Here is a 19,392-nt window from a genome sequence, read left to right on the forward strand (position 1 = left end):
GCGCCACGCCCTAGGCTGTGGGGAACAGCGCCACGCAAGGCGCGCGCCCTTCATTCCAGGAGACTTCTTCCATGCCCTTTTTCCGTCCCGCCCCCTGGGTTGGCATCGCGCTGGCTGCCACCTTGCTCGCGGCCTGCAGCAGCAGCCCGCCCACCGCGCCTGTGGCGCCCCTGCTGGCGCCCGGCGTGCACCAGCAGTCCACGCAATCCCCCGTGGCCGACCCGGTGGCGGGCACGGCCAGCACGCGTGTGGCCTTCACGGTCTTTGTGCCCGAGACCCCGGGCCCGCACAGCCTGGTGCTGATCGGCGGCGGCTTTGGCGAGGGCCGCACCACGGCGCTGCCCGGGCCCGACAACGAACCCGCGGCCAGCTACTGGCGCCGCATGCAGCGCCAGATTCCCAAACTCATGGCGCGCGGCCATGCGGTGATCTCCTTCGACTACCGCGGCCATGGCGACAGCGGCGGCGACCTGCGCATGCTGGACCCGGCGGCCGACATGCAGGACCTGCGCGCCATCATCGACTGGGCCGAGCGCCACCTGCACCTGGCACGCCGCGCCGGCAGCACGCGCAGCGACGACCCGCTGGTGGCCACCATGGGCGGCAGCTACGGCGGTGCCTACCAGCTGCTGCTGGCCCAGCTCGATCCGCGCATCGACGCCATCGTGCCCACCATGACCTGGAGCCGGCTCGACCACGACCTGCTGCCCGATGGCGTGGTCAAGAGCGGCTGGCTGCAGCTCGAATGCTTTCTGGGCCAGCGCGGCAAGGTGCGCGACGATGGCCGCTTCGTCAAGCTCTGCGGCCTGGCCAAGCCGCCCCAGCCGGCCACGCTCGGCGCCGTGCCGCCGGCCGATGCGCGCGGCTACGTCGACTACCTGGCCGGCAGCGGCTGGCAAGCCTGGCTGCGCCAGCAGGCACCTGGCCGGGCCCGCCCCGTGGACGCCTTGTTGGTGCAGGCCGACGAGGATGTGCTGTTTCCGCTGAACGATGCCTTCGAGAACTACCGCAGCCTGAAGGCCCTGGGCGGCGACGTGCGCCTCATCACCGTGCGCGCCGGCCATGTGAACAGCCTGGCGGGGCAGAAGAACCAGGCACCGGTGTGCGGCCAGGCCGTGCCCGATGCCTTCGACACCATGCTCGACTTCCTCGACGAGAAGCTGCGCAACGCCCCGCGCAAGGGCCTGCCGGCCGGCACGCTGTGCTTTGCCACCGGCGAGCGCAGCGCCGAGTGGCGGGCCGACCTGCCGCCCGATGCCGGACCCGCATCGCCGCGGGTCGACATCGCTGCCGTGGAGGTGGCTGGCGCGGCGCCGGTGTTCGTGCCGCTGGCCGCCGCATTGCCCGCAGGGCAGGTGCTGCTGGGCGTGCCACGCGCACGGCTGGACGTGGTGGGCGCGCCCGGTAGCGTGGCTTTGCTCGGCGTGGGCCTGCGCCGCGCGGGGCAGGCGCCCGTGCTGGTGTCCGGCCAGGTCACGGCGGTGCGGCCCGGCCCGGGGCGCGAGGTGGCGCTGCCCGCCGTGGCCCAGGCGCTGCAGCCCGGAGATGAACTGGGCGTGATGCTCTGGCCCACGCACCCGCAGTTCCAGCACATGCAAAGCGTGGCCGAGGCGGTGCCCGTGGGCGGCGTGCTGCCCGGCAATGCCGTGCGCGTGGGCGGGCAGGTGTGGCTGCCGGTGGCGCCCAGCACCGGCCCGCGCTGAGCGCGAAATCCGTCCTCGCGGTCGTGGAGGGCTGCCCTGCCCGTTGGTGTGGGCTGGCGGCTGCGCCACGGCGCTATAACCGCTGCATGACACTTGCATGGATGGCCTGGGCCTGGATTCCCCTCACCCTCTGGGCCGCGCTCGCCCAGACGGCGCGCAACGCAGCACAGCGCTCCGTCACGGCCGAGTTGGGCACGCTGGCGGCCACACTGGTGCGCTTTCTCTATGGCCTGCCGCTGGCCTCGGCCTGGGTGGCGGGGCTGACCTTCGTCGGAACGGGCTATGGCGTGCCGCATTTCTCGCTGCCCTATGCCGCCTGGCTGGCCATGGGCGCGCTCACGCAGGTGGGAGCCACGGCCTTTTTGCTGCTGGCGATGAAGGAGCGCAATTTCGTGCTCGCCGTGGCCTATTCCAAGACCGAGGTGCTGCAGGTCGCGCTGTTCTCGGCCGTGCTGCTGCAGGAGTTGCCGGGCCCGCTGGCCTTGGGTGCCATGGCCGTGGCCACCGTGGGCGTGGTGCTGCTCTCGTTGCCGGCGGGCGGCTGGCGCGCGCTGCGCGCGGGGGAGGGCAGCAGCGGCAAGCTGGTGGTCTATGGCCTGGCCTCGGGGGCCTGCTTTGCGCTGGCCAGCGTGGGTTTTCGCGGGGCCTCGTTGGCCCTGGGCGAAGGCGTGGCGCCCTGGGTGGCAGGGGCCTGGGGCGTGTTCTGGGCGCAGCTGCTGCAAACCCTGGTGCTGGGCGGCTGGCTGCTGGCGCGCCAGCCCGCCGTGGCGGGCGCGATTGCGCGCGCCTGGCGGCTGTCGGTGGTGGCCGGCTCCATGGGCGCCCTGGCCTCCATCGCCTGGTTCACGGCCTATGCAATGCGCCCGGCGTCCGATGTGCGCACCCTGGGCCTGGTGGAAGTGCTGTTTAGCTACCTGGTGTCGCGCCGCATGTTCCGCGAGAGCCTGTCGCGCACCGAAGGCATCGGCCTGGCCCTGGTGCTGGCGGGGCTGGTGGGCATCTGTGCGCAGTGGTAGACGGCACGGTGCAGTGTCAGGGCGCCGCGCTCAGCCGCCGCAGCGTGGCCAGATAGGCCACCACATCTTCGCGCTCCTGTGCATCGTCCAGGTGGTAGTCCATGGCCTGGCCCGGGATCAGCGCCTCGGGGTCGGTCAGCCAGGCCCGGAGCGTGGCGCGGGTCCACAGCAGCTTGCTGTCGCGCAGCGCGGGTGAGTAGTCAAAGTCCTTGAGGGCGCCCGCGCGGCGGCCCACCACGCCCCGGTGGGCCGGGCCTTCGCGGTGTACGTCCACGCTGTGGCAGCCGGCGCAGTGCTCCTGGTAGACGGCGCGGCCGCGCTCCACTGATTGGGCGGATGCGTGGGAGCAGGCGATGCCCAGCAGGCTGGCCGCCATTGCCGCAGCGCACAAGCTTCTCATTTCACCGGGCACCATGGTGGCGCCGCGCTGGCGTGTGGTGGGGTGTGCTGGTTCATGGGCATACGATTCGGATTTGGATTCGGAGTGGGGCCGGTGGCTATACGCAGCGCCGAGCCCGCTGGATGCAGCGAACGGGAGCCGACGTGGCGGGGAATGCGCTGGTGCATCCAGTCTGCAGTTTGTGGCGTATTCACCGCATACACCTTTACCCCCACCGTGACCTCTGGCCAATCCCAGACAATGGGCGCATGAGCAGCACCCTCACCCCAGACAGTGAACTGATGTACCTCCTCGACCGCATCGCCGCACAGGACGACTCCGCGCTGAAAGCCTTGTACGAGAGCACCTCGTCCAAGCTCTTCGGCCTGGCGCTGCGCATCGTGCGCCACCGCGACCTGGCCGAGGACGTGCTGCAGGAGGCCTTCCTGAGCATCTGGCGCGGGGCGGGCAGCTACCGCGCCTCGCTCAGCCCGCCCATGGCCTGGATGGGGCTGATCGTGCGCAGCCGGGCGCTGGACGCGCTGCGCAAGCGCGCTTCGGACCGCAGCGACGTCACGAACGAGTTCGACGACGAGATGGCCCAGACCCTGGAGGGCGATTCGCCCAACCCCATGGACATCACCCAGGCCAGCGAACAGGCCTTTGCCCTGCACCAGTGCCTGGGCAAACTCGACAACAAGCAGCGCGAGGTGGTGAGCCTGGCCTACCTGCGCGACCAGAGCCACAGCGAACTGGCCGAGCAGCTGCGGCTGCCGCTGGGCACGGTGAAGAGCTGGATCCGGCGCGGCCTGGAGCAGTTGCGCCAGTGCATGGCCCGCTACGTTTGACGAGGGCAGCATGAACCTCACCCAACACCCCGAACTGCTCGACCGCCTGGCGGCCAGCTATGCGCTGGGCACCCTGCGCGGCGGCGCACGCCGCCGTTTTGAAACCCTGGCCCGCGAGCAGGCCGCCGTGCGGGCGGCAGCCCTGGTCTGGCAGACCCACTGGTCGGGCCTGGCCGAGCTGCAGGAACTGGCAAAGCCCGACGCCGCCGTCTGGACGCGCATCCACAACCTGGTGCAGGCAGAGCGCCAGGCCCAGGCCCTGCAGGCGGCACGCCTGGCGGGCGAGCCGGCCCTGCCGGTGCCTGCGGGGGCCGGTGGCTGGCTGCGCAGCCTGCTGCTGTGGCGCGGTGCCGCCGCTGCGGGCGCCCTGGCCACCGTGGTGGCCGTGGTGGTGGGCCTGCAGGTCAACGGCGGCTTGCGTGCCAGCAGCGGTGCCCAGATCGCCGAATTGCGCCAGCAACTGCAGGCCGCGCCACAGATCCAGTACGTGGCCGTGCTGGCCGACGACAAGGCCGCCGCTTCGATGCTGGTGACCTTCGACCCCAAGAACAACCGGCTGGAGCTGCAGCGCGTGGGCGGCTTCCAGGAGGGGGCAGACAAGTCACTCCAGCTGTGGGCCTTGCCGCCCGCAGGCGGCCCGCGCTCCCTGGGGGTGCTGGGCCAGGAGCGGCTGCTCAACCTGACCGCGGGCGAGGCCGACGTGCGCCAGGTACCCGCCCTGGCCATCAGCCTGGAGCCCAAGGGCGGCGTGCCCAGCGCGGGCGGGCCCACCGGCCCCGTGCTGTTCAAGGGCGAGCTGATTCAGCGCATGTTGTAGAGCGAAGCACCCCCTGAGTCGCTTTGCGCCTTCCCCCCCTCTCATATTGCTTCGCAATCTGGGAGGGGGACGCCCCCAGCGCGGCGGGGCGGCCCTTGCGCGGGGGGCACTGGCTTGGGTCGCGCCAGTTGGGTAGGCCGGTGGCTTGTTCACTGTCATGTGGGCTGGCGGCGGTTGCCTCTCGACAAAGGGATCGAAGAAAAATATCTGTGGTTTTTGAATCCGTGGCGCACCAGATTGCGTAAGTAGGGTGCAACATCCTCTTACATCGCTTTCGTGCGGGAGCCCTCGATGACACACAGGCGTCCATTTTTCGCGTTCGCGGCCCTGGCCCTGGCGGCCGGGCTGGCCCAGGCCGATACCGGCAAGCTGCGGCTCACCGGTGGCGTGAACACCATTGCCGGGTCGGCCGGTGGGGGGCTCACGCCCTGGGCCGTGATCGGCAGCAATGCCACCGAGGGCGAGGTCGGCTTCAGCGGCTACGCCACGCGCGCCGGTACGCGCGACTACAGCCTCACCGGCTACGGGGTGGCCGTGGGGCTGTTCGACCGGGCCGAGCTGTCGCTGGCGCGGCAGGATTTCGATGCATCGCCCGCCCTGGCGCTCAACGGGGTGGCGGCTTTCGGGGTCACCCCGGGCCAGCACATCAAGATGGACGTGGTCGGCCTCAAGTTCCGCGTGGCTGGTGATGCGGTGCTCGATGCCGACAGCTTCATGCCGCAGATCGCGGTGGGCATCGAGCACAAGCGCGCCCACCCCGGCTCCATCCAGTCGGTCTACAACTTCCTCGGGGTGAAGAACCAGGGCACGGATGTCTATGTCAGCGCCACCAAGCTCTTCCTGGCCCAGAGCCTGCTGGTCAATGCGACGCTGCGCTCCACCAACGCCAACCAGAACGGCCTGCTGGGCTTCGGCGCGGCCGCGCCCGGCAAGAACGGGCGCAGCCTGCAGCCCGAGTTTTCGGTGGCCTACCTGCTGCGCCGCGACCTGGCCGTGGGCGCCGAGTACCGTTTCAAGCCCAACAACCTGCAGGCCCTGGGCGCAGCGGCCGGCCTGGGCGCCGGGCTGCGCGAGGACGACTGGAAAGACATTTTCATCGCCTGGGCCCCGAGCAAGCACTTCTCGCTCACGCTGGCCTATGTGGACCTGGGCCGCGTGGTGCCCGGCGTGACCCAGGGCCGGCGCCAGACCGGCTACTACCTCTCGGCACAGGCCGCCTTCTGACCCCTGGCATTTTCTGGAGACAGCCATGAAAAAGACCCTGATGGCCTTGGGCCTTGCCTGCGCCAGTCTGCTGGCGCTGCCCGCGCTGGCCCAATCCGCAGCATCTGCCGGCCTGTACCAGGCGCTGGGCGAGAAGGCCGGCATCGACCGCCTGGTGGACGACTTCGTCAACCGCGCCGTGAAGGACCCGCGCATCGGCGCGCACTTCAAGGACACCAAGCCCGCCGCGCTCAAGGAAAGCCTGGCCGACCAGTTCTGCCAGCTCAGCGGCGGGCCTTGCAAATACGAAGGCGCCGATATGAAATCGGCCCATGCCGACATGCAGATCAACAAGGGCCACTTCCATGCGCTCGTCGAGGTGCTGCAAAGCGCCATGGACGCGCAGGGCATTCCTTTCGCGCAGCAGAACCGCCTGCTGGCCCTGCTGGCGCCCATGCACCGCGACGTGATCACCGTCCATTGAGGGAGAAAACATCCGATGAAACACACGCTTCTTGCATTTGCCGCGGCAGCCCTGGCTGCGGGGGCCCAGGCCGGCAATGTCCAGATCCAGGTACTCGACAAGGAGGGCAAGCCCGTGCCCGATGCCGTGGTGGTGGTCTACCCGCCCGCAGGCAGTGCTGCCGCGCCCACCCTGGTGCCGCCCAGCCCGGTGATCGAGCAGGAAAAAATGCGCTTCGTGCCCGCGGTGACGGTGGTGGTGCCCGGCACCACGGTGCGCTTCACCAACCAGGACCGCTGGGACCACCATGTGCGCGGCAATGCCGCCACGCCGGCTGCCAGCGCCTCGCCCGGCACCGGTGGCTTTGAGCTGCGCCTGGCCGGCAAGACCGATGGCAAGCCCTCGAATTTCGCCGATGTGAAGCTCGATACCGCGGGCGTGGTGCTGCTGGGCTGCCACCTGCACGGGTCGATGCGCGGCCATGTGTTCGTGACCGACTCGGCCTGGACGCTCAAGACCGATGACAACGGCATCGCCCGCTTTGCCGGCGTGCCCGAGGGGGCTGCGCAGGTGCGTGTGTGGCATGCCGAGCAGCTGGTGGACCTGCCGCGCAAGGCCTTGCAGGTGGTGACCAGCCCGGTGCTCGATACGGTGCAACTGAGCGTGGTGCCGCGCGTGCGCCGCGCACCGCCGCCTTCCACCGCGCCAGGCGGCCCCATGGGCTCGTACAGCCTGGTGCAACCGGCCCACCAGCACACCCACTGACGGGCGGGCGCGGGGCGCGGCGCGCGGGCTGCTTCAGCGGTTCAGCGCCACCTCGGCTGCGGCGGGTGGGGGCATGCTGCCGTCGGTGGGCAGGGCCTGCAGATAGGCGTACAGGGCGCGCGCATCCACATCGCTCAGCTGGCCCAGGGACTCGAAGGGCATGACCTGGATGGGCGTGCCATCGGGCCGCTTGCCGTTGCGCAGCATGGCCACGAAGCTGTCTGCCGTCGGGTAGCGCGCCATGGAGCTGTCCTTGCCGGGGCGGATGTCGGCGGCTGCGGGCCAGTCCGGCGGGCCGCCAGGGATCTTGCCGCCCGCCAGGTTGGCGCCATGGCAGCCGATGCACATGTTGGCCACGTACTGGCCGTTGGCCACCGTCACGCCGGCCGGCACGGGGCGCGAGGGCGCCAGCTGGTGGTCGATGCGCCCGGCCGCATCGGGAATCACCCCCAGGCCGTACAGCACCCAGGCAGGGCGGGGCAGCTCGATGGCGGCAGGCGTGCCGCCTTCCTTGGCGGGCAACTGGCGGATGTAGGAAACCAGTGCGTTCAGGTCGTCGTTGGTCAGGCGGTTGTAGTCTTCGCTGGGCATCACCAGCAGCGGGCGGCCATTGGGCTTGACGCCGTGGCGGATGGCGCTGTTCCAGTCCTCGGGCTGGTAGCGGGCCACCACGCCGGCCGGCGTGATGTTGGGCCCCGCCAGGCGCGTGCCCTTGCCGTCATTGACGAACTCGCGGCCCGTGCCGCTGGCGCCATGGCAGTCGGTGCAGCCGCGCGAGGCGAACAGGTAGCGCCCGCGCTCGACGGTCTGCGCCTCGGTCGTGTAGGCCACGGGCCGGGGCTTGATGTCGATGTAGCGGTTGCGCTTTTGCTCGGCCAGGTACAGGCCGGTGGCAGCCGTGGCGGCGACCAGCACGCCCAGTACCAGGGCGCTGCCTGCCGTCCATTGGATCCAGCGTTTCATGGTGGGGAAGCCTTGTAGGAATGGGTTCAGAAACCCGATGGGGCGGATTCTGAAGTCCTGCAGGGCCATTTGGCGCACCAGCGGCGCCAGCTGCCGGTGCGGGTGGTGACATATGTCACGCACAACCCGCCCGCGTGGCCCACCAGGTCACCACGGGGCGGACCCACCCCCCGCCGGCTGTCGCCGATCAGCGCTCGATGGTCTTGTTCCAGCGCGTGTTCCAGGCGGGGCGGTTGGCGTTCACGGCGTCCCAGTCCAGCGTCACGGCGTTCTTCATCCACTGGCTGATCTGGGCCACCTGGGCCGCGCCTTCGCCCACGGCCGGGGCCTTGGGGTTGGTGGGGATCTGCGCGCCGAACTGCAGCACATTGGCCTGGGCCAGCGGGCTCAGCAGGAACTCGGCGAGCTTTTGCGCCAGCTCGGGCTCGCTGTTGTTGGCGATCACGCACTGGCCGACCATCAGCACCACCGAGCCTTCCTTGGGCTGGGCGTACTCCACGGGGATGCCCTTGGTCTTGAGCGCGGCCACGGCCGTAGGGGTCAGCGGGAACATCGCAGCCTCGCCGGTCTGCACCATCTCGGAGATCTTGGCCGAGCTCGGGATGTACTCGAGCACGTTCGGGCCGATGGTCTTGGCCCAGTTGTTGAAGCCCGGCTCCACGTTTTTGTCGTTGCCGCCCTGGATGCGGTTGAACATCAGAAAGCCGTGCAGGCCGAAGGACGAGGAGGGCATGGACTGGAACACCACCTTGCCCTTGTACTTGGGGTCGGCGAAGTCCATCCACGAGGTCGGCGGTGCCCAGCCCTTCTCGGTGAACATCTTGGTGTTGTAGGCAATGCCCGTCATGCCCAGGCTCACGCCGCTGGCCAGGTCGTCCTTGAAGCGCGCGGCCGGGTAGATCTCGGCCAGGTGCGGGTTGGGGCGCTGCTTCTGGCACAGGCCCATGCCCATGGCGCGCACCATGATGCCGTCATCGAGGAACATCACGTGCATCTGCGGCTTGTCCTTGTTGGCCTGGGCCTTGGCCAGGATGTCCGAAGACGTGCCCGGCACCACCACCACCTTGGCGCCATGCAGCTTCTCGAACGCCGGGAAGACGTACTGCGTGTACGCCTTCTCCATCGTGCCGCCGTTCATGCCGATGTAGATCGTTTTCGTCTGCGCTCCGGCCACGCCGCTGGCGGCCAGCGCCGCCGCGGCGGCGGCCGTGAACAGGGCACGGCGCAGGAATGAAGTCTGGCGAGAAGAGGTCATGGGTCTTTCCTTTCTGGGGGTTGAACGGTAGCGGTCAATGCACAGGGAATCAATGGGCAGTTGCGGCCGCCGGCGCATCTGCAAGGGCGAATCGGTCAATGGCAAAGGCATCGGTGGGCGTGCTGCTGCGGCCGTCACGCGCGAGTTCGGCCAGCACTTCGCCCACCGCGGGGCCGATCTGGAAGCCCGCGCCGGCAAAGCCAAAGCCGTGGATGAGCCCGGGCGTGGTGCGGCTGGTGTCGAGCACCGGCTGGCGGTCGGGCAGGTAGCCCTCGGTACCGCTCCAGGTGCGGATGAAATGGGCGTTCTTCAGGGCCGGCAGCAGCTCGATGGCCTGCACGGCCAGCGCGGCGATGGCGCTGCGCTCCGAGCGGGCGCGGTCGGCATCCAGCGCCACGCCCGACCCACCGCCCAGCACCAGGTTGCCGCGCGCCACCTGGCGGCAGTAGATGCCGCCGCCTTCCACGCCCAGGCTCCATTGCATGAAATAGGGCAGGGGCTCGGTCACGGCCATGGCCGGGTGGCCCGAACGCAGGGGAACCGCTTCGCCGAACTGCGCGGCCAGCGGGCCAGCCCAGGCCCCCGCGCAGTTGATCAGCACGGGCGCGCGCACCTGCAGCGCTGGCCCCGAGTGCAGCGTGAACTGCCGGCCATCGTGCTCCACCGCGGTCAGCGGTGTGCGTTCGAAGATGTGCGCACCGGCGCGCCGTGCCGCCAGCGCGAAGGCGGGCGACACCAGGCGCGGGTTGGCCTGCCCGTCGTCGGGGCACAGCGACCCGCCCACGGCGCGGCCTCCGAGCCAGGGGCAGCGCTCGCGCAGGCGGGCACCCGAGAGCAACTCGATCCCCAGGTCGAAGTCGCGGCTCATCGCCTGGTACTTCTCCAGCGAGGCCAGGTCGGCTTCGCTGCGCGCAATCTTGAAATGGCCCGTACGCTGGTACTCGCCATCGGTGCCCAGCAGCGCGGGCAGCCGGCCCCAGATCTCGTGGGCCCGCTGCGCGAGTGGCAACTGGCTCATGGGCCGGCCCTGGCGGCGCACGCCGCCGTAGTTCACGCCGCTGGAGCGCGAGCCGCACAGGTCGCGTTCGAGCAGCACCACGTCCACGCCGCGGCGGCGCAATGCCAGCGCGGCCGAGGCGCCCACGATGCCGCCGCCGACGATGGCCACTTCGGTGTCCACCAGGCGTGCTGCACTGGTCAGGTGGGGCGTGGCGGCGCTCATGCGGCACCTCCGATGGTCTGGCTGGCGGCCTGCAGGTGGATGGGGATGGGCTTGATCGGCGCCTGCCCGCGCAGCCGGCCCACCCGTTCCACGGGCTGGCCCGTGGCCTGCGCCAGGATCTCGGCCGCGGCCACCCCGCAGCTGCGCCCCTGGCAGCGGCCCATGCCCACGCGGGTCAGGGCCTTCAGGCGGTTCATCTCGTCGGCGCCAGACTCGCGCACGGTCTCGCGCAACTGGCCGGCGGTGATGTGTTCGCAGCGGCACACCACCAGCTCGTCGGGCGCGTGGGCTGCCCAGTCGGTGGGGAAGGGGAAGGCGCGCTCCAGCCCCTGGCGAAAACGCTGCAGGTGGGCGAGCTTGCCTTCCAGCGCCTGGGCGCGCGCGGCGTCCACCGGCACGCCCTGGTCGGCCAGCAGCGCCAGGGCGGCGCGTTCGCCGGCCCATTCGGCCGCATCGGCACCCATGATGCCCGCGCCGTCGCCGGCCAGGTAGACGTTGGCCACGCTGGTGCGGCCCGCGGCATCGCGCTCGGGCAGGTGGGCACGGTGCAAGGGCGCCCAGGCGAAGCGGCAACCCAGCAGGTCGGCCAGCTGCGTCTCCGAGCGCAGGGCATAGCCCAGGCCCACGGCATCGCAGGCCAGGGTGTGTTCGCGGGTGCCATCGCTCCACACCACGCCCTCCACGCGCTCGCTGCCGAGTACGCGCACGGGGCGCACGCCGGTGTGGATGGGCACGCCGTGTGCGCGCAGCCAGCCCACGTAGTACACGCCCTTGGCAAAGGTGGCGGGCTGGGTCAGCATGGCGGGCACGGCAGCCACCTGGTCGGCCAGGCGTGCGGTGTCGAGCACGGCGGCCACGCTGGTGCCGGCGCGTGCGTACTGGTAGGCCACCAGGTACAAGAGAGGGCCCGTGCCCATGAGCACCACGCGGCTGCCGATGGTGCAGCCCTGGAACTTGAGCGCCACCTGGGCGCCGCCCAGGCTGTACACGCCGGGCAGCGTCCAGCCCGGCACGGGCAGCACGCGGTCGGCCGCGCCGCTGGCCACGATGAGCTGGCCGTAGGGCAGGCTGCGCGTGGTCTGCGTGGGGCCGTGCAGCACATCGAGCAGGCCGCCCTGGGCGTTCCAGACCAGGCTGTCGGGCTGGTAGTCGATGCGTTCGGCGATGCCGTCGAGCGCGGCATGCACGGCCGTGGCGCGTGCCGCCTCGGTACCGTACAGCGCCGTGGCCGGGCGCTGGAAATGCGCGGGCGGGCGCCGGTAGATCTGGCCGCCGCCACGCGCCGCTTCGTCGAGCAGCACGGGGCGCACGCCATAGGCGGCCAAGGTCTGCGCCGCGCGGATGCCGGCCGGGCCCGCGCCCACGATGACGGCCTGCAAGGTCTTGCGGGTGTCGCTCATGCCGCGCCTTCCTGGGTGCACAGGGCCATGCCCGGCTGGATGAAGGTGGAGCAGGCGCGCAAACGCTCGCCGCCCTCGGTCTGCACCCAGCAGTCCTGGCAGGCGCCCATCATGCAGAAGCCGGCGCGCGGCTCGTGGCTGAATTCGTTGCGGCGCAGCTGCGCCTTCTGGGTCAGGATGGCCGTGAGCACGGTGTCGCCTGCGAGCGCGCTGGCCGGCTGGCCATCGAGCACGAAGGGCACGGCCTGGCGCGCGGTCTCGGCCACGCGGCGCAGCAGCGGCGATGCTAAAGAAGGGGTCATGGTCATCACGGTTTACTTGCGCCCCACCAGCACGCGGTCCAGGCCGTAGACCCGGTCCAGCAGCACCATGGCCAGGGCGGTCACGCCCACCATCAGCGCCGAGACGGCGGCCATCAGCGGGTCGATGGACTCGGTGGCGTACATGTACATGCGCACCGGCAGGGTCACGGTGCTGGGCGAGGTGACGAAGATCGACATGGTCACCTCGTCAAAACTGTTGATGAAGGCCAGCATCCAGCCGCCGGTCACGCCCGGCAGGATCATGGGCAGCGTGATGCGCGTGAACACCGTGGCCTGGCTTGCGCCCAGCGACAGGGCCGCATGCTCGGCGCTGCGGTCAAAGCCCACCAGCGCCGCCACCACCAGGCGCAGCGTGTAGGGCGTGACGATGAGCGCATGGGCCAGCACCAGCCAGCCGAAGCTGCCGCTGCCACCGACCAGCGCGAACAGGCGCAACAGGGCCACGCCCAGCACCAGGTGCGGAATGATCAGCGGCGAAAGGAACAGGCCGTTGAGAAAGCCGCGCCCGGGGAAGTCGTAGCGCGTGATGGCGATGCCCGCGGGCACGGCCAGCACCGTGGCCAGCGTGGCCGAGGCCAGGGCCAGCCACAGGCTGTTCCAGAACGACTGCACGAAGTCCGGGTGCTCGAACACCGCCTTGAACCAGCGCAGCGAGAACTCCGTGGTCGGCAGGGTCAGCGTGTTCTCGGGCGTGAAGGCCACCACGCACACGACCACCAGGGGCGCGAGCATGAAGGCGATGACCAGGGCGTTGAACGCCAGGGCAATGGGGCCGTTTTTGTGCATCTTCGGCGCTCCTTATCCGAGGGCTTTTTTGTAGCGGCCTTCAACCAGGCGGTTGTAGCTCAGCATCACCACCAGGTTGGCCACCAGCAGGGTCAGGGCCACGGCAGCGCCCAGGGGCCAGTTCAGTTCGTGCAGGTACTCGTCGTAGACGATGGTGGCCACCATCTTCAGGCGCCGCCCGCCCAGCAGGCCCGGGATGGCGAAGGAGCTGGCCGCCAGGCCGAACACGATCAGGCTGCCCGAGAGGATGCCGGGCAGCACCTGCGGCAGCACGATGCGCCGCAAGGTGGTGAAGGGCGAGGCCTTGAGCGAGAGCGCCGCGTTCTGCACGCCGGGGTCGAGCTTCTGCAGCGAGGTCCACACGGGGATCACCATGAAGGGCAGCATCACATGCACCAGCGCGATGATGACGGCGACCTCGGTGTAGAGCATCTTCACCGGCCCGATGCCGACCAGCTTGAACAGGCCGTTGACCAGGCCTTCGGGGCCGAGCAGCATGCTCCAGCCGAAGGCCCGCACCACCACCGATACCAAGAGGGGCGCCAGCACCACCAGCAACAGTACCGAGCGCCAGGGGTTGGCCATGCGGCTCAGGATGTAGGCCTCGGGCGCGCCGATGGCGACGCAGATCAGCGTGACCAGGGCCGAGACCCAGAAGGTGCGCCAGAAGATGGCGTGGTAGTACGAGTCCATGAACACATGGCCGTAGTGCTCCAGCGTGAACTCGCCAGCCTTCACGCCCGTGGCCGGGTCGAAGGCGTTGAACGACAGCACCGCCGTGAGGCCCAGCGGCACCAGCAGCAGCGCGGTGAACAGCAGCAGTGCCGGGCCCGAAAGCCACCAGGGCACGGCCTTGCGGAGGGGGCCGCTCATGGGGTGGCCTCCAGCTCGGCCAGGGCGCTCTCGTCGGCGGGCAGCAGGCGCATGCAGTGGTCGGGCCAGTCCACGCCCGTGCGCTCACCTTCGGCCAGTGCGTTGCGGCCATCGTTGGGGGCCAGCACCATCAGGTCGCCCACGGGGGTCACCACGCGGTACAGCCACTGGCTGCCCAGGAAGAAGCGCTCGCCCACTTCACCGTCGAGCCGACCCTGCACGGCCGGCACCAGCTGCAGCTTCTCGGGCCGCACACTGAGCAGCACGGCCACACCGGAGCGGAAGGCCGGGCCTTCGACCTCCACCGCCAGCGATCCCACACTCACATGGGTGCGTGCACCACTGCTGGCCGTGACCAGGCCGGGCAGCAGGTTGGCCTTGCCCACGAAGGTGGAGATGAAGCGCGTGCGCGGGTGCTCGTAGACGCGGTGCGGGTGGTCGATCTGCGTGGCACGGCCGGCCTCCATCACCACCACGCGGTCGCTGATGGACATGGCCTCGCTCTGGTCGTGCGTCACCATCACCGTGGTCGTGCCCACCTTGCGCTGGATCTGGCGCAGCTCGAACTGCATCTCCTCGCGCAGCTTGGCATCGAGGTTGGACAGGGGTTCGTCGAGCAGCAGCACGGGTGGTTCGATCACCAGGGCGCGGGCCAGCGCCACGCGCTGGCGCTGGCCGCCCGAGAGCTCGCGCGGGTAGCGCGTGGCGTGCTGGTCCAGGTGCACCAGCGCGAGGGCCTGGGCCACGCGCTCCTTGCGCTCGGCCTTGGCCACCTTGCGCATCTCCAGGCCAAAGCTCACGTTGTCGGCCACCGTCATGTGCGGGAACAGGGCATAGCTCTGGAACACGATCCCCAGGCCGCGCGTGTTGGCCTTGGCATGCGTGATGTCGCGGCCCGCCAGTTCGATGCGGCCGCTGCTCACGGCCTCGAAGCCGGCCACCATCTGCAAGGTGGTGGTCTTGCCGCAGCCCGAGGGGCCCAGCAGCGACACGAATTCGCCTTTTTCCACCGCCAGGTTCATGGCCTGCACCGCGCAGGTGCTGCCATAGAACTTGGTCACGTCGGTGAGTTGAAGGAAGGACATGCAGGGGCCTTTCTGGTCGGGGGTTCCATCGCCGCGCCGTGGCAGTCCTGCGGGGCCATGGCCTGCCTGCACCGAGGCGGTGCAGGAAAGGGCATTCCGTGGACTGTCTTGCGCTTTCGATTCAATGTATTGCAGTAATCAGGCCAGATCGCATCGGGTATTCCATTAATCAGAATATTTATTGAATTTATTCCGTTTAATGGAATATGATGCACGCAGAAAATGCCATCTATTCCACAGGAGCAGTGCATGGAACCAACGTCGACCTCCACGGGCGGAGTGCCCCGCATGTTTGCCGTCATCCGCGCCCTCGCCGAGGTGCAGGCCGAGGGCGGCCGGGTCACCCAATTGGCGCGCGCCGTGGGCCTGACCCAGGGCACGACGCACCGTTTGCTGCAGTCGCTGGTCGCAGAGGGCATGGCCGAGCAGGACGAGCGCAGCAAGCTCTACCGCCTGTCCACCGAGTTCTTCGCGCTCGCCGCCAAGGCCGGCAACCCGGGCGACCTGCGCACGCTGTGCCGGCCCGCGCTGCTGCGCCTGAGCGCGAGCCTGGGCGACAGCATTTTCCTGCTGGTGCGCAGCGGCTTCGACGCGATCTGCCTGGACCGCAGCGAGGGGCCGTTCCCCATCCGCTCCTTCACCGGCGACATCGGCGGCCGGGTGGCACTGGGCGTGGGGCAGGGGGCGCTGTCCATCCTGGCCTTTCTGCCCGAGGCCGAGCGAGAGGAGGTGATCCGCTTCAACCTCTCGCGCGTGCGCGAGTACGGCGTGTACGACGAGGTCTACCTGCGCACCGAGATCGAGCGCGTGCGCCAGAGCGGCTATGCCGCGCGCAACACCGGCCTGCTCGAAGGCATGGCCGGCGTGGGCGTGCCCGTGCTCGACCGCGAGGGCCGCGCCGTGGCCGCGCTGAGCGTGGGCACCATCTCGGCGCGCCTCAACGAAGACCGCCTGCCCACGGTGGTGGAACTGCTCAAGCGCGAGGCCGCGGCCATCGGCCCGCGCATCCACCCCTTCGATGCCACGCTGCGCCGGCCTGCGCAAAGCCTGGCGGGGCAGCAGCCCGAGCAGCGCCTGGTGCCGGGCAGCACGCCGGCTTCATCGGTCGACTGAGAGCACCTGGCGGGCGGCGTATGCTGCGGGTTCCTGCCCCGTCCCGGTGCCAGGGATGCGGCTTTCTTCACCCCCTCAGACCCAGGCTGCCATGAACCCCATTCTTGCCCTCGTCGTGTACTTCGCCATCATCACCTGGCTGCTGGTGGTGGTGGCCAGCCTGATCCGCGCCCGCGCGTGGACGCCCTCGGGCCTGCTGCTGGCCTTCGGCAACCGCGACCATCTGGATGACCCGGGGGCCTTTGCCGGCCGCGCCGAGCGCACGGCGCGCAACAGCTTCGAGAACCTGGTGTTCTTTGCCATCCTGGGCCTGGCGGCCACGGCCAGCAACCGTACCGGCAGCCTGGTGGTGCTGGGCGCCCAGGTGTTCTTCTGGGCGCGCATGGTCTACATCCCCGTGTACTACGTCGGCATCCCGTATGTGCGCACGGCGACCTGGGCCGTCAGCATCGCCGGGCTGGGGATGATGGCTGCCGCCCTGCTGTAGGCACCGCGGGCGGTGGGCCGCTCAGGCGGCCGTGGCCGCGCACTGCGCCAGCAGCCAGTCGCGAAAAGCCTTGACCAGCGGTGTCTGGGCGCGCGCCTCGGGGTAGACGAGGTAGTAGGCCTCGCTGCTGCGCAGCACCTCGGACGACAGTGCCACCAGCGCGCCCGAGGCCAGCTCGCCCTCGATCAGAAAGCGCGGCAGCACGGCCGCGCCCAGGCCCGAGACCGCTGCCTGCGCGATCATCGAGAACTGCTCGTAGCGCGGCCCGCGCAGCGCCAGGGGCGTGGGCGCGCCCACATGCTCGAACCATTCCGCCCACTGGGTGGGGCGGGTGTTCTGCTGCAGCAGCACGGCGCGCGCCAGGTCGGCCGGGCTGTGCAAGCCCTGCTGCGCGCGGTAGTGCGGGCTGCACACGGGCAGCACCTCCTCGTGCATCAGGTACTCGCACACCGCCCCCGCCCAGTGCGGGGCACCGAAGTGGATGGCCGCGTCCAGGGGCTCCTGGGCGAAGTCAAAGGGTTCCGAGCGCGCCGAAAAGTTCACCGTGGCATCGGGGTACAAGGCCATGAAGCCCGTCAGCCGCGGGATCAGCCAGCGCGTGCCAAGCGTGGGCAGCACGGCCAGGTTGAGCAGGCCGCCTGCGCTCGAAAAGGCCATGGCCTTCTGCGTGGCGGCCGACAACTGCTGCAGCAGCGCACGCACGTCGGCCGCATAGACGCGCCCGGCATCGGTCAGCACCACGCGCTGGCGCACGCGGTGGAACAGGGCCGTGCCCAGCTGTTCTTCGAGCTGGCGGATCTGGCGCGAGACGGCGCTCTGCGTCAGGTGCAGTTCCTCGGCCGCGCGCGACACGCTGGTGTGGCGCGCTGCGGCCTCGAAGGCCAGGAGGTCGGCCACGGGTGGCAGAAAGGTCTTGCGCAGCATCGCTGTTCATGCTCCTGGGGAATGATTCTCAGGGTTTCTACGGCTGGCGCACCGATATGGTGCTCTGTTTGCCCTGCAAGGGGGCAAGCACTTGAGTGGAGTTCATTCTATTTGTGAATCAAGTTGTTCCAATATTTTGCTATCGGCGCAGGCCCGATTGGGCGATATTGGGCGGATTGATTTCTGGAACACCGCCATGTCCGCACCCTCTGCTGCCCCTTCCTCCTCCCTCGTGACCGATGTCGATGCGCTGCTGCAGCGCCTGGGCGTGCCGCGCACGGCCTATACCGGCGGCGACCTGCCGGTGCGCTCGCCCATCACGGGCGAGGCTATTGGTGCCGTGCGCGAGGTGTCGGCAGCCGACGCCACCGCCGCCATCGCCCGCGCGCAGGCCGCCTTCCTGGCCTGGCGCAAGGTGCCGGCGCCGCGGCGCGGCGAACTGGTGCGCCTGCTGGGCGAGGAGCTGCGTGCCGCCAAGGACGACCTGGGCCTGGTCGTGACCATCGAGGCGGGCAAGATCCCGTCCGAAGGCCTGGGCGAGGTGCAGGAGATGATCGACATCTGCGACTTCGCGGTCGGCCTGTCGCGCCAGCTCTACGGCCTGACCATCGCCACCGAGCGCCCCGGTCACCGCATGATGGAAACCTGGCATCCGCTGGGCGTGTGCGGCGTGATCTCGGCCTTCAACTTCCCCGTGGCCGTGTGGTCGTGGAACGCGGCGCTGGCCCTGGTCTGCGGTGATTCGGTGGTGTGGAAGCCGTCCGAGAAGACGCCCCTCACGGCCCTGGCCACCCATGCCATTGCCCAACGCGCCCTGGCCCGTTTCGGCGATGCGCCCGAAGGCCTGCTGGAACTGCTGATCGGCCAGCGCGGCATCGGCGAGGTGCTGGTGGACGATGCCCGCGTGGCCGTGCTCTCGGCCACCGGCTCCACGGCCATGGGCCGTGCGGTCGGCCCGCGCCTGGCGGCCCGTTTCGCGCGCGCCATCCTGGAGCTGGGCGGCAACAACGCCGCCATCGTCGCCCCCACGGCCGACCTGGACCTGGCCCTGCGCGGCATCGCCTTCGCCGCCATGGGCACGGCCGGCCAGCGCTGCACCACGCTGCGCCGCCTGTTCGTGCACGACAGCATCTACGACAGCCTGGTGCCCCAGCTGCGCAAGGTGTACAGCAATGTGCAGGTGGGCGACCCGCGCACCGCCGGCACCCTGGTCGGCCCGCTGATCGACCGCGGCGCCTTTGACGGCATGCAGAAGGCACTGGACGAAGCCCGCGCCCTGGACGCCAAGGTGCACGGCGGCGAGCGCGTGCCGGGCCTGGGCGGCAGCGATGCCTACTACGTGCGCCCTGCACTGGTCGAACTGCGCAAGCACGAAGGCCCGGCCCTGCACGAGACCTTTGCGCCCATCCTTTATGTGGTGCGCTACAGCACGCTGGACGAGGCCATCGCCTGGAACAATGCCGTGGGTGCGGGCCTGTCGTCCTCGATCTTCACGCTCAACGTGCGCGAGGCCGAGCAGTTCATGTCCGCCGCAGGCTCGGACTGCGGTATCGCCAACGTCAACATCGGACCGAGCGGTGCCGAGATCGGCGGCGCCTTCGGTGGCGAGAAGGAAACCGGCGGCGGCCGCGAAGCCGGCTCCGACAGCTGGAAGGCCTACATGCGCCGCGCGACCAACACCATCAACTACTCCACCGCACTGCCCTTGGCGCAGGGCGTGAAGTTCGACGTCTAAGCGGTTCCAGTTCGCCGGCAGGAGCAAGCACC

20 protein-coding genes are annotated in these 19,392 nt (G+C 69.9%); 10 read left to right on the forward strand and 10 right to left on the reverse strand.

The annotated features are described in order from the left end of the window. Positions 1 to 71 precede the first annotated feature (71 nt). Both AC3WOH_RS10495 and AC3WOH_RS10500 read left to right on the forward strand, forming a co-directional pair. The gene (locus AC3WOH_RS10495; RefSeq protein ID WP_492229295.1) at positions 72 to 1,703 is read left to right on the forward strand and encodes an alpha/beta hydrolase; all 1,632 of its coding nucleotides are present in this window, start codon (positions 72 to 74) and stop codon (positions 1,701 to 1,703) included. 86 nt (positions 1,704 to 1,789) lie between these two features. Next, positions 1,790 to 2,719 carry a DMT family transporter gene (locus AC3WOH_RS10500; protein WP_492229296.1) on the forward strand — a complete coding sequence of 310 codons (930 nt, stop codon included), beginning with the start codon at positions 1,790 to 1,792 and terminating at the stop codon, positions 2,717 to 2,719. Between the two features lie 16 nt (positions 2,720 to 2,735). On the opposite strand, the gene AC3WOH_RS10505 is transcribed toward AC3WOH_RS10500, so the two are convergent. After that, positions 2,736 to 3,119: a c-type cytochrome gene (locus AC3WOH_RS10505; protein ID WP_492229297.1), complete on the reverse strand. Its 384-nt coding sequence runs from the start codon at positions 3,117 to 3,119 to the stop codon at positions 2,736 to 2,738. A gap of 248 nt (positions 3,120 to 3,367) precedes the next feature. Between AC3WOH_RS10505 and AC3WOH_RS10510 the strand changes: the two genes are divergently transcribed. The 5 genes from AC3WOH_RS10510 (at position 3,368) to AC3WOH_RS10530 (ending at position 7,194) form a co-directional block, all read left to right on the forward strand. Beyond that, a complete protein-coding gene (locus AC3WOH_RS10510; RefSeq protein ID WP_492229298.1) occupies positions 3,368 to 3,946 on the forward strand; it encodes an RNA polymerase sigma factor in 579 nt (192 codons plus the stop codon). 10 nt (positions 3,947 to 3,956) lie between these two features. Continuing rightward, on the forward strand, positions 3,957 to 4,763 hold the full coding sequence (locus tag AC3WOH_RS10515) for an anti-sigma factor (RefSeq protein ID WP_492229299.1): 807 nt from the start codon (positions 3,957 to 3,959) through the stop codon (positions 4,761 to 4,763). A 291-nt stretch (positions 4,764 to 5,054) separates the two neighbouring features. Continuing rightward, positions 5,055 to 5,987 carry a DUF3034 family protein gene (locus tag AC3WOH_RS10520; RefSeq protein ID WP_492229300.1) on the forward strand — a complete coding sequence of 311 codons (933 nt, stop codon included), beginning with the start codon at positions 5,055 to 5,057 and terminating at the stop codon, positions 5,985 to 5,987. Between the two features lie 25 nt (positions 5,988 to 6,012). Then, positions 6,013 to 6,450, forward strand: a complete 438-nt coding sequence (locus AC3WOH_RS10525) for a group I truncated hemoglobin (protein ID WP_492229301.1) — start codon at positions 6,013 to 6,015, stop codon at positions 6,448 to 6,450. A 15-nt stretch (positions 6,451 to 6,465) separates the two neighbouring features. Further along, positions 6,466 to 7,194, forward strand: coding sequence for a cupredoxin domain-containing protein (locus AC3WOH_RS10530; RefSeq protein WP_492229302.1), 729 nt, complete (start codon positions 6,466 to 6,468; stop codon positions 7,192 to 7,194). A gap of 33 nt (positions 7,195 to 7,227) precedes the next feature. On the opposite strand, the gene AC3WOH_RS10535 is transcribed toward AC3WOH_RS10530, so the two are convergent. The 8 genes from AC3WOH_RS10535 to AC3WOH_RS10570 form a co-directional block, all read right to left on the reverse strand. Next, the gene (locus tag AC3WOH_RS10535; protein WP_492229303.1) at positions 7,228 to 8,157 is read right to left on the reverse strand and encodes a c-type cytochrome; all 930 of its coding nucleotides are present in this window, start codon (positions 8,155 to 8,157) and stop codon (positions 7,228 to 7,230) included. Between the two features lie 187 nt (positions 8,158 to 8,344). Then, positions 8,345 to 9,412, reverse strand: coding sequence for an ABC transporter substrate-binding protein (locus AC3WOH_RS10540; protein WP_492229304.1), 1,068 nt, complete (start codon positions 9,410 to 9,412; stop codon positions 8,345 to 8,347). Between the two features lie 49 nt (positions 9,413 to 9,461). Then, positions 9,462 to 10,634, reverse strand: a complete 1,173-nt coding sequence (locus AC3WOH_RS10545) for an NAD(P)/FAD-dependent oxidoreductase (RefSeq protein ID WP_492229305.1) — start codon at positions 10,632 to 10,634, stop codon at positions 9,462 to 9,464. Next, complete coding sequence (locus AC3WOH_RS10550) at positions 10,631 to 12,034, reverse strand: FAD/NAD(P)-dependent oxidoreductase (RefSeq protein WP_492229306.1); 1,404 nt, start codon at positions 12,032 to 12,034, stop codon at positions 10,631 to 10,633. The genes AC3WOH_RS10545 and AC3WOH_RS10550 overlap by 4 nt, the downstream gene beginning before the upstream one ends. Next, entirely contained in the window at positions 12,031 to 12,342 is a 312-nt protein-coding gene (locus tag AC3WOH_RS10555) for a (2Fe-2S)-binding protein (protein ID WP_492229307.1), read from the reverse strand. The genes AC3WOH_RS10550 and AC3WOH_RS10555 overlap by 4 nt, the downstream gene beginning before the upstream one ends. A gap of 6 nt (positions 12,343 to 12,348) precedes the next feature. Then, positions 12,349 to 13,143 (reverse strand): ABC transporter permease, encoded by a 795-nt coding sequence (locus AC3WOH_RS10560; protein WP_492229308.1) that lies wholly within the window; start codon positions 13,141 to 13,143, stop codon positions 12,349 to 12,351. A gap of 12 nt (positions 13,144 to 13,155) precedes the next feature. Then, a complete protein-coding gene (locus tag AC3WOH_RS10565; RefSeq protein ID WP_492229309.1) occupies positions 13,156 to 14,016 on the reverse strand; it encodes an ABC transporter permease in 861 nt (286 codons plus the stop codon). Continuing rightward, positions 14,013 to 15,101 carry an ABC transporter ATP-binding protein gene (locus AC3WOH_RS10570; protein ID WP_492229311.1) on the reverse strand — a complete coding sequence of 363 codons (1,089 nt, stop codon included), beginning with the start codon at positions 15,099 to 15,101 and terminating at the stop codon, positions 14,013 to 14,015. Before AC3WOH_RS10570 ends, AC3WOH_RS10565 begins: the two co-directional genes overlap by 4 nt. A gap of 249 nt (positions 15,102 to 15,350) precedes the next feature. Here AC3WOH_RS10570 and AC3WOH_RS10575 point away from each other — a divergent pair, with 249 nt between their 5' ends. Continuing rightward, positions 15,351 to 16,214, forward strand: coding sequence for an IclR family transcriptional regulator (locus AC3WOH_RS10575; RefSeq protein ID WP_492229312.1), 864 nt, complete (start codon positions 15,351 to 15,353; stop codon positions 16,212 to 16,214). A gap of 91 nt (positions 16,215 to 16,305) precedes the next feature. Continuing rightward, positions 16,306 to 16,701 carry an MAPEG family protein gene (locus tag AC3WOH_RS10580; protein ID WP_492229313.1) on the forward strand — a complete coding sequence of 132 codons (396 nt, stop codon included), beginning with the start codon at positions 16,306 to 16,308 and terminating at the stop codon, positions 16,699 to 16,701. Between the two features lie 21 nt (positions 16,702 to 16,722). Here the strand turns inward: AC3WOH_RS10580 and AC3WOH_RS10585 are convergent, their stop codons facing one another. Continuing rightward, positions 16,723 to 17,625, reverse strand: coding sequence for a LysR family transcriptional regulator (locus AC3WOH_RS10585; RefSeq protein WP_492229314.1), 903 nt, complete (start codon positions 17,623 to 17,625; stop codon positions 16,723 to 16,725). Between the two features lie 196 nt (positions 17,626 to 17,821). On the opposite strand from AC3WOH_RS10585, the gene amaB reads away from it, so the two are divergent. Continuing rightward, a complete protein-coding gene (gene amaB / locus AC3WOH_RS10590; RefSeq protein WP_492229315.1) occupies positions 17,822 to 19,360 on the forward strand; it encodes an L-piperidine-6-carboxylate dehydrogenase in 1,539 nt (512 codons plus the stop codon). The last annotated feature ends 32 nt before the right edge of the window (positions 19,361 to 19,392 follow it).

The organism is Acidovorax sp. FW305-C-20-28, from assembly GCF_058783375.1.

What these genes read in the sequence shown, in the direction of transcription:
- AC3WOH_RS10495 (WP_492229295.1), top strand. Translation starts at nt 72, where the DNA reads ATGCCCTTTTTCCGTCCCGCCCCCTGGGTTGGCATCGCGCTGGCTGCC.
- AC3WOH_RS10500 (WP_492229296.1), top strand. Translation starts at nt 1,790, where the DNA reads ATGACACTTGCATGGATGGCCTGGGCCTGGATTCCCCTCACCCTCTGG.
- AC3WOH_RS10505 (WP_492229297.1), bottom strand. Translation starts at nt 3,119, where the DNA reads ATGAGAAGCTTGTGCGCTGCGGCAATGGCGGCCAGCCTGCTGGGCATC.
- AC3WOH_RS10510 (WP_492229298.1), top strand. Translation starts at nt 3,368, where the DNA reads ATGAGCAGCACCCTCACCCCAGACAGTGAACTGATGTACCTCCTCGAC.
- AC3WOH_RS10515 (WP_492229299.1), top strand. Translation starts at nt 3,957, where the DNA reads ATGAACCTCACCCAACACCCCGAACTGCTCGACCGCCTGGCGGCCAGC.
- AC3WOH_RS10520 (WP_492229300.1), top strand. Translation starts at nt 5,055, where the DNA reads ATGACACACAGGCGTCCATTTTTCGCGTTCGCGGCCCTGGCCCTGGCG.
- AC3WOH_RS10525 (WP_492229301.1), top strand. Translation starts at nt 6,013, where the DNA reads ATGAAAAAGACCCTGATGGCCTTGGGCCTTGCCTGCGCCAGTCTGCTG.
- AC3WOH_RS10530 (WP_492229302.1), top strand. Translation starts at nt 6,466, where the DNA reads ATGAAACACACGCTTCTTGCATTTGCCGCGGCAGCCCTGGCTGCGGGG.
- AC3WOH_RS10535 (WP_492229303.1), bottom strand. Translation starts at nt 8,157, where the DNA reads ATGAAACGCTGGATCCAATGGACGGCAGGCAGCGCCCTGGTACTGGGC.
- AC3WOH_RS10540 (WP_492229304.1), bottom strand. Translation starts at nt 9,412, where the DNA reads ATGACCTCTTCTCGCCAGACTTCATTCCTGCGCCGTGCCCTGTTCACG.
- AC3WOH_RS10545 (WP_492229305.1), bottom strand. Translation starts at nt 10,634, where the DNA reads ATGAGCGCCGCCACGCCCCACCTGACCAGTGCAGCACGCCTGGTGGAC.
- AC3WOH_RS10550 (WP_492229306.1), bottom strand. Translation starts at nt 12,034, where the DNA reads ATGAGCGACACCCGCAAGACCTTGCAGGCCGTCATCGTGGGCGCGGGC.
- AC3WOH_RS10555 (WP_492229307.1), bottom strand. Translation starts at nt 12,342, where the DNA reads ATGACCATGACCCCTTCTTTAGCATCGCCGCTGCTGCGCCGCGTGGCC.
- AC3WOH_RS10560 (WP_492229308.1), bottom strand. Translation starts at nt 13,143, where the DNA reads ATGCACAAAAACGGCCCCATTGCCCTGGCGTTCAACGCCCTGGTCATC.
- AC3WOH_RS10565 (WP_492229309.1), bottom strand. Translation starts at nt 14,016, where the DNA reads ATGAGCGGCCCCCTCCGCAAGGCCGTGCCCTGGTGGCTTTCGGGCCCG.
- AC3WOH_RS10570 (WP_492229311.1), bottom strand. Translation starts at nt 15,101, where the DNA reads ATGTCCTTCCTTCAACTCACCGACGTGACCAAGTTCTATGGCAGCACC.
- AC3WOH_RS10575 (WP_492229312.1), top strand. Translation starts at nt 15,351, where the DNA reads ATGGAACCAACGTCGACCTCCACGGGCGGAGTGCCCCGCATGTTTGCC.
- AC3WOH_RS10580 (WP_492229313.1), top strand. Translation starts at nt 16,306, where the DNA reads ATGAACCCCATTCTTGCCCTCGTCGTGTACTTCGCCATCATCACCTGG.
- AC3WOH_RS10585 (WP_492229314.1), bottom strand. Translation starts at nt 17,625, where the DNA reads ATGCTGCGCAAGACCTTTCTGCCACCCGTGGCCGACCTCCTGGCCTTC.
- amaB (WP_492229315.1), top strand. Translation starts at nt 17,822, where the DNA reads ATGTCCGCACCCTCTGCTGCCCCTTCCTCCTCCCTCGTGACCGATGTC.